At 62.5% G+C, this 7,736-nt stretch carries 9 protein-coding genes; 4 read left to right on the top strand and 5 right to left on the bottom strand.

Annotated features, from left to right (window positions below; translation table 11 throughout):
- Window positions 1-531 precede the first annotated feature (531 nt).
- From VEY12_04645 to VEY12_04635, 3 genes are all read right to left on the bottom strand, one after another.
- A complete protein-coding gene (locus VEY12_04645) occupies window positions 532-1,086 on the bottom strand; it encodes a hemerythrin domain-containing protein (GenBank protein HYM39420.1) in 555 nt (184 codons plus the stop codon).
- A 55-nt stretch (window positions 1,087-1,141) separates the two neighbouring features.
- On the bottom strand, window positions 1,142-1,549 hold the full coding sequence (locus tag VEY12_04640) for a hypothetical protein (GenBank protein ID HYM39419.1): 408 nt from the start codon (window positions 1,547-1,549) through the stop codon (window positions 1,142-1,144).
- A 382-nt stretch (window positions 1,550-1,931) separates the two neighbouring features.
- A complete protein-coding gene (locus VEY12_04635) occupies window positions 1,932-2,375 on the bottom strand; it encodes a GNAT family N-acetyltransferase (protein ID HYM39418.1) in 444 nt (147 codons plus the stop codon).
- A 162-nt stretch (window positions 2,376-2,537) separates the two neighbouring features.
- On the opposite strand from VEY12_04635, the gene VEY12_04630 reads away from it, so the two are divergent.
- Window positions 2,538-2,942 (top strand): hypothetical protein, encoded by a 405-nt coding sequence (locus VEY12_04630; protein HYM39417.1) that lies wholly within the window; start codon window positions 2,538-2,540, stop codon window positions 2,940-2,942.
- Window positions 2,943-3,353: 411 nt separating this feature from the next.
- Window positions 3,354-3,794, top strand: coding sequence for a DUF1761 domain-containing protein (locus VEY12_04625; protein ID HYM39416.1), 441 nt, complete (start codon window positions 3,354-3,356; stop codon window positions 3,792-3,794).
- A gap of 114 nt (window positions 3,795-3,908) precedes the next feature.
- Here the strand turns inward: VEY12_04625 and VEY12_04620 are convergent, their stop codons facing one another.
- A complete protein-coding gene (locus VEY12_04620; protein HYM39415.1) occupies window positions 3,909-4,301 on the bottom strand; it encodes a hypothetical protein in 393 nt (130 codons plus the stop codon).
- Between the two features lie 549 nt (window positions 4,302-4,850).
- Between VEY12_04620 and VEY12_04615 the strand changes: the two genes are divergently transcribed.
- Window positions 4,851-5,393 carry a class I SAM-dependent methyltransferase gene (locus VEY12_04615; GenBank protein HYM39414.1) on the top strand — a complete coding sequence of 181 codons (543 nt, stop codon included), beginning with the start codon at window positions 4,851-4,853 and terminating at the stop codon, window positions 5,391-5,393.
- A 152-nt stretch (window positions 5,394-5,545) separates the two neighbouring features.
- On the opposite strand, the gene VEY12_04610 is transcribed toward VEY12_04615, so the two are convergent.
- Window positions 5,546-5,710: a hypothetical protein gene (locus VEY12_04610; protein ID HYM39413.1), complete on the bottom strand. Its 165-nt coding sequence runs from the start codon at window positions 5,708-5,710 to the stop codon at window positions 5,546-5,548.
- Between the two features lie 661 nt (window positions 5,711-6,371).
- On the opposite strand from VEY12_04610, the gene VEY12_04605 reads away from it, so the two are divergent.
- Entirely contained in the window at window positions 6,372-7,319 is a 948-nt protein-coding gene (locus tag VEY12_04605) for a 2-dehydropantoate 2-reductase (GenBank protein ID HYM39412.1), read from the top strand.
- The last annotated feature ends 417 nt before the right edge of the window (window positions 7,320-7,736 follow it).

The raw sequence follows: 7,736 nt of genomic DNA, 5'->3' as shown, positions 1-7,736 counted from the left end.
GTCCCCCACCAGGTCACCGTACTCGTCCAATCGCCGATGAGGAACGAGTCGGTGCCGAACCACTGGCCCAGACCTCCGGCCATGAAGACGATCCACAAGAAGGCCCAGAGGACCATGTTCAACTCCCAGAGGAGGAGCCTTCCGTACGTTGGGGGGCGCCATGCTCCGCCGAGAAAGCAGAAGAGACTCCGGGTCATGCCCCGTCGAAGGTCCTTCACGAGCAAAATCGTTTCGGGGGCAAGCCCTTCCGGCCGACTCGGGAGCGAACGGGACCGAGTGCACCGACAGCGTACCTAACGATACAAGAAAATAGAAGCCGCCCGGCGGCGATGTTGCCGACAAGCCCGGGCGGCGTGATGGAGGGATGCTTGTGCCGGACAGACGGCGCTCTGTGGCTATACGTCTTTGTCCACGCAAGTCGGGCTGCGAGAATCGGATGGGCACATTTCCCATTCCGTCCTCGCCCGGGGTGGGAGCGCTCACGCAGACACGCAGAGCCGACCCAGCACGTGACCACAGAAACCGTGTCCGTTAGGTGTTGCGTGCGGCCTTCTTGCTCGTCTCGATGGCCCACGGGAAGATGTGCCCTTCCTCGGCTTTGAAATGCTCCTCCACCAGGTTCTCCAGTTCCACGAGCTTGCGTGGCGCTCGTTCCGCGTGCGACGACACGGAATCCGCGAGTTCGTCCACCAGCTTGCGGACCTGCCGGTGTTGCTGCATCGTCCGTATCGCCTCCCCGGCTCCGTCCTTTCCGTGGGCATCGATGAGCACCCGGAGCACGCGGGCTTCCTCATCAACGACGTGCCGATCCAGCGACGCGCCGAGACGACGGAGGGAAGCCACGGCAGCCGGTGAGTCCGGTTTCATCAAGGCGGCCTTGGTTTCCCGCAGGTGCTTCCGGAGCTCCTCGTGCTCCCGGATGAGGGATGAGATGAACTCCTCGAAGGGCTGGCCTCCCCTCTCCGTGACGACCCGTTCGAGCTCCGCGCCACACTCGGGGCAGCGCGTGGTCTCGATTTCCACCTCTCGTCCGCATCCCCGGCAAAGGAACTTCTCGGCCATGTGTCCACTGTACCGAGTCCTCATCGTCCCCTCGCGGCATAGCCCTTCCGGCCGACTCGGGGGACGGGGGCGGAGACGGCTACTGTGGCGGGCCTGTCTTCGGTGTCTCCGACTTCGTCGATTGTGCCCGTGCTCGGAACAGGAGGAGCGAGCCAATCAAGAAGAGGGCGGCGGCAACAAGCGCTGCATCCCAGCCCCACCCCGCCCCCCAAGAAATGAGCCCTGGCGACGGGCCCGTCACAATCGATCCCCAGAAGCCCACGATAGGAGAACTTCCGCCGGAAGCCTGGTTCAGAGCGGTGGGGAGCCCCAGCATGACTTCGAGAGCCGCGGCGAGCATGAGGACGAAGGCGAGAGCGCCCATCCGCGCCGCCCACCGGCCTTTCAAGAGCTGCGACTCGGCCACAGCCGCAAGGGCGACCATGACGGCGCCGCAGGCGATGCCTCCGGCCGAGAGAATCGCCCCGGAGAAGAGGACCAACCACAACGGCAAGACTCCGCCATACGAACGATTCCCAGGGATTACGGTGCAGATCACGTGAGGTGACGAACAGGCGCTCCACGCCCCGAACGGCTCGTACCCAAGAGTCATGTCGGGAGTGCCGGATGGAGGGCCAAAGCTCATTGCCCACCACGGGCCACCGAGCGCCGCGACCGCGAGTGCGACGGCGACGACGCCCACGACGACGGCGAGCCGGTTCTGCGTACGGTTCCCTCCGCCAGAGAAAGCCCTACCGACTTCTCAGACGATACGTCTTCCGGCCGCCTCCCTCGCCGTCCCCCGCGCGTGCCACGACCGCCCGTCGGGCTCGGGGGGGCGAACGGGGCGGCACTTCCCGGGTCCTCGCCTTGCTGCCAGGTCCTCGATTTCAGCGTGGCTCTGCCAAGTCCACGGTGTATTCGTAGGTGGGTGACCGTGTGAAGCCGAGGCTCTCGTGGAAGCGCTGTGCTTGTGTGTTCTTCTCGTTGACTCTCGACTTGACCGCCTTGCACCCCTGCCCCTGAGCCAGCGAGACGAACCGCTCCACGAGGCCTGTCCCGACTTTTCCCCTTCTCTGCGTCTCATCCACGACCAACGCGTCGAGTGTGGCGGTCCTTCCTTCCCAGTCCATGTCGAGACGGTAACTCCCCACGAGGACTCCTACGAGCTTCCGAGATCGCTCCGCGACGAGGACAACGCCTCCTGCGACGTAGTCTTCGAAGGTTCGCTTGAAGTCCGGGCCGAGGTCCCCGTGGTACAGGGAATCAAACAGGGGCAAGCACCGAGAGTAGTCGTTGACCGTCGCAGCCCGAATCGCCACAGGTTGCGCCATCGCATGTCGCCTATCCGTTCCTCGCGGCATAGCCCTTCCGGCCGACCTCGGGGGCGAACGGGGGCGGGGCACCCTGTCCTTCTCCGCCTAGCGGCGGGGGGCCGAAACCCGTATCAGGCTTGAAACGTATTCGCGTGGATTAGGAGGGAGGTTGCGGAGAACATGCCAGAAGAGTTGGTGGGCGAGTTGACCACGAAGATGACGTCGACGACCATCCAGAAGATCGGGCGCGAGGGCGTTCGAGGCTCCCAGAATAGCCAGGGTCGAATGAAAGGCCTGTACAATGCCTCCCATTTGGACACTGTCGATTTGCTGTACAAGCCGGACGGCCCCTCCGAATTTGAGCTTCGGGCCATGGAGATGATCACGGAGGGCGACGTGATCCTCCTCCAGGGACGGGGAACCGGGAACATCCTGAACCCGACGACGAACCGCTTGGAAGGGACATGTAGCTTCCAGACGGCATCGAAGAAGTTCGCCTGGCTCAACGCGGCCAAGGGACGGCTCGAAGGAAGCGCCAATCCGACCACCGGCGAGGCGACTGTGAAAGTCTTCGCTCAGAAGTGAATCGCGGGACCGACCCGGACCGGTTTCGCGGCAGAGGACGGCCTCACGACCTCAATACGTGAGGGATGGGAGCAGCTGGTTCAAGAGAAGCCAACAAGACAACGGACAGGAAGAACGCCAGCAAGAAGACCACCACAGCAACGATGGCGGTCTTGGTTCCCGTCCAGAACTCGCCTCCGGACTCCTTTCGCTTGGCTTCCGCCTCCCCTAAGATATCCCGATTCCAATCGTGACACTCTCGCGGGTTCTGGAGTCCCTCGCTGGTCCCTGCTCGGTCGGCGTCTCTTCCGCGGGATTCCACAGTGATAGAATATGGGAGCGACAAAGCCCGGCTTCGATAGACATTTCCCTACGACGCGTGCGCAGTTTTATAGCGAGAATGGTGGCTCCCGTTTCCGGGAGGAGTAAGCCATGGCCCTCATGCTATCCTTGACTACCGGCTTCGTGGTGTCCTTCGTCGTCGCGACCATCGTGACCATGATCATCGTAATGATTTGGTATGCACGCCCGGTGTTCGGACGCCGATGGATGAGGGCCCTGGGTAGGACGGAGGCCCAGCAGCAGGAAGGGATGAAAGGCCAGGGCAAGGCCATTGTCGCGGCCTTCTTCACGAACCTGCTCCTCGCCGCGTTCCTCGCCTGGTTCCTCCAGGAACTCAGCATCACGAAGGCGCTGGACGGGGCAATCATTGGGTTCCTGATCTGGCTGGGATTCGTGGCCACCACAAGCGCGCCGTCCGTGTTCTTCGAGAAGCGGCCTGCGGCGGTCTACGCCATCGACAATGCGTGCATGTTCGTGAGCTTCATCGTGATGGGAGCCCTGATCCCCCTCGTCCAGAGCTACATCATGTGAGGGCGAGCCCGACCCCTAAAGCTTTTGACTTTGGGTGCACCAAGGACACCATGGGCCTCGGCACGCGCGGCAGAGGTTCTGGACGGCGGGACCGGTAAGATTCATGCCTTGTAATCAGTGATCCTTCAAAGGATCGGTCGGCTGGAGGATCCCCCGGAACCAGCCCAGAAGAATGATCACTACGCCAAGAGGATGGGCCCAGACGACTTGGAACCAGGCTCCAAGGAGCATGACCGCGGCTCCGAGTGCTCGGACGCCCTGCATCGCCGGAGACATGTAGGCTCGCACGTACGCCCCGAACGGCGAGTCCCGGAGTCGCTTCAAGTCCGCATACGCCGCGATGAGCGCCGTCGCGGCGATGGCGGGGATGAATACGACCGCCAGACCCAGGAGCAGCTCGTGCTCCCAGAGCAGATAGGTGCCCGTGAGGGTTGTGCCCCAGTCCGTGGCAAGCTTCGCAGGGTGGATCTGCTGGTAGAGTACTCTCTCCCCTCGGGTGAGGGTCATGGCGGCTCTGGTCACGCGCGCGGGGCTCGTATCGTCTTCGAGACCGATTGCTTGCCTTCGTCTCAGGGTTCGAATGCATGTGACGGCGAACCCGCGAGGTCCGATTTCGGCTCGGGCTCGCCGTGCCGCATAGTCCTCTACTCGACACGCGTGCCGAATAGCTCGTCCGCAGACCATTTCACGGGAGAAAAGGGCCGCTGCGATGGTCCCCGTCCAAAGTGAAGACTCCTCGCCACGAAGTCCGCCGTCACGACATCCTCGTTTTCCCTCAAAGGAGACCAAGGAGCGACCTGCGGCGCCGGAGAATCGCCTCGACGGAGGTTCTGTGGGCCAGACCTTCGTCGGTCTTTCCCCGATTCGGAGATCTGAAGGAGCGCAAACGGAGTACCGGGGTGTAGCGAAGAGAGCGCCGAGGCACTCTCGAATTCCGTCCAGGGACCAGCGGGTTCGGAGCGTCAGAAACGGGATGAGGTGCGAGGAGACATTCTATTCGGACGACCGCTGGCGCGTCCGACAGGCCTCTTCGTAGATCGATTCCAGATTTGCTCGATGCATGCGCTTCCATCCGGGCGTCGCTTCGCGGCGCCCCTAGGCGTGGGGATGGGCGTGGAGCCGTCGGCGGCGATGGGGCGGATTGCACGGCGACGGGGCATCGTCGTCGTTCGTGGTGCGGCCGAGGCTCTTCCCTTTGCCAACGGCGCCTTCGAGGGCGCCCTTTTCGTGACGACGATCTGCTTCGTTGACGACTTGGCAGCGTCGCTTCGGGAGGCCCACCGGGTACTTCGGCCCGGCGGAGCCATCCTCGTCGGATTCGTAGATCGGGAGAGCCCCCTGGGGCACGAATACGCGAATCGGAAGGCGGAGAACCCCTTCTATCGGACGGCAACGTTCTACTCGGCCGGGGAGCTCGCGGGCAGCATGGAACGAGAGGGGTTCCACGGCTTCGCCTACGCCCAGACGATCTTCCACCCCCTCGATCAGATCCGGGACGTCGAACCCACCACGGAGGGACACGGGCGCGGATCTTTCGTGGTCATGAGAGCGATCAAGCCCGGGACGGCGCGTCTCAGCGCGACCGCAGACAGCCCCTGATGGAAGCGGCTTCTCGGACCTCTGCGATCCCTGGAACGACGGTCGCAGACACACCCGCAACTCGTCGGGGCCATGGGAGCGGATGCACGGGTGCCGCGGTAAGCGGCCCAGGGCTACCGTCGCGGCACGGGGCCGCCCTACGGAGGCGATCTTCACCCGCACCTGGAGCTGCGGCTCGACGCACGGAGGTACCGCATCGGCGCTTCGGGCAGGCCCCTCGTACCCCTCTTCGCGATGTCGATCAATTGTTCCTCGCTCAGCTCGGGCCATCCCTTCAGGTCGCGGTACACGGGTTCGGCGCGGGAGAGGACATTCATCGAGGCCGGGAACTCCCTGACCGTGCCACCATCTCGCTTCCTTTGGAAGGGGCGTGCGCCGAGTATTCGGCATACTCGTGGACCCGAGTGCTAACTTCTCCGGTTGGCCTCCCAGGCCAGACGAATGATCTGGAACGCGAACTCTGCATCGCCTTTCGTCCGTACAGTGAACGCGATCCAGTCGGACGCCCCCTTCCTGAATCGAACCCTCGGGTCCTCTCGGAGTCGCCCTTCGCCGAGCCGTCCAAGGCGCCTCGTGAGCCGGATGTCGAGTTCGCGCGGGTTATGGAAGTGGACGAATTCCTGTCCGTCGACGTAGTAGGCAGGACGGTCGCCCCACTTGGACTTCCTCCGTTGGACGCCGCGGAGACTCAGAATCCTGGGGTTCAGAATCTCTCGGGGCCTGAACGCGCTCGTGGCTGTTCCCCAGCTCCCGCATGGACACGAGCTCGCATAAGCCTCGCGAGTGGACTGCCTTCCGGTACCTCGGAAAGGCAAACGCCGGTCCCGGCCCTAGACGGACCGGTGGCGGGAGTGCTTGCACGCCAGCTCCGAACATGGCGCGCGGGGGCCGCGTTCCTCGGAAAGTGAGGCGCGTTCTGAACATAGCCAGAGAAACGCAAAGTAACATGGCCCACATGGTACATCTTGCTGTTCGGAGGTGATTTCGATTCACATTGTCGTCATGGGCGCAGGTGCGACCGGTGGCTATCTCGGGGGATTGCTTGCACGCGGAGGGGAGGACGTTACATTTGTTGCACGAGGCGCCCAGCTAGACGCGATGCGTCAACGAGGACTTACGATAAAGTCACCTGCCCAGGACGACGTCCAATTGAAGGTCAAGGCCACAGGGGATGTAGGCAGCATTCGGCACGATGTGGACCTCATCATGTTCTGTGTGAAGACCTATGACGTCGATACGGCAGTGGAGACGATCAAACCGATAGTCGGACCCAGAACCGTGGTCCTTCCAATCCAGAACGGCGTCGACACCGCGGACAGACTCTGTCGAGTACTCGGAGAGAGACATCTTCTCGGGGGACTAGCGTATATGTCCGTTGCAGTCGATGAACCCGGAATCATTGACCTTAAGTCAGCCTCCGTGAGATTGATCTTCGGCGAACTCGAAGGTGGTTTGACGACCCGTGTAGAAGCGGTCCAAGACTGTCTTGCTCGATCGGGAATTCACGCGGAAGTGCACCCGAACGTGCGGCAGGCTCTGTGGGAGAAGTTCGTCTTCATTTGTGGTGTGAACGGAGTGACGACCGTGACAAGGCTCCCTCTGGGAACCATACTGGCGACCCAGGAAACGGCGGCATTCCTGAAGTCTGTGATGTCTGAGGCCGCAAGCGTTGCGCTGAAGAAGGGAATCGCACTCTCCGCAGATTCCGTTGAGAGAGCCTTCTCGACGGCGGGAAGGATGGGTCCAGATGTGCGAGGGTCGATGTATTATGACCTTGTGTCCGGAAAGCGCCTGGAACTGGAGGCTTTGAATGGGGCGGTCGTAAGGCTGGGCCGAGCCTTCAACGTGCCTACTCCTTACAACTTCGCTGTCTACGCATGCCTGAAGCCCTTTATGAACGGGCAACCGGTACCGAGACGGCAATAACAGGAATGACGCCAGCTTCCGACCCCTCTGCAGAGTAATGCAACCGCAAGCGAGGACGTGGTCAGCGAGAGTTCGATTGCCTCGAAGGGATTTCATCATCTCCCGCCGACGAACGTGCCAATTAGCGCGGCAAACACCGTCGACCTGGAGAAAACCTTCGAGACAGGGTTCCAGTCCGAATAGAGGTCTACGAAGGCCTTGCAGAGCTACGAGGCCTCGAAGCGATTGAGTTCACTATCGGCGAGCGCAACTCCAGTGGGGCGAGGTGGGCGACGGACATCGAGAGCCTCCCCGGCGGCGCACCCAACGTCATCGCCAGGGGCCGCCATGCCGCCGCCCCTTTAATACCGCAAGCCGATTCATGGCCCGCCCTATGGAGTACAAGTGGAAGGCCCTCTCCGTCACCTCCGTCGGTTC

The organism is Thermoplasmata archaeon (genome assembly GCA_035632695.1).
In the GTDB taxonomy this organism is placed as follows: Archaea; Thermoplasmatota; Thermoplasmata; order RBG-16-68-12; family RBG-16-68-12; genus RBG-16-68-12.
This window is presented reverse-complemented; position numbering and strand designations above follow the sequence as displayed.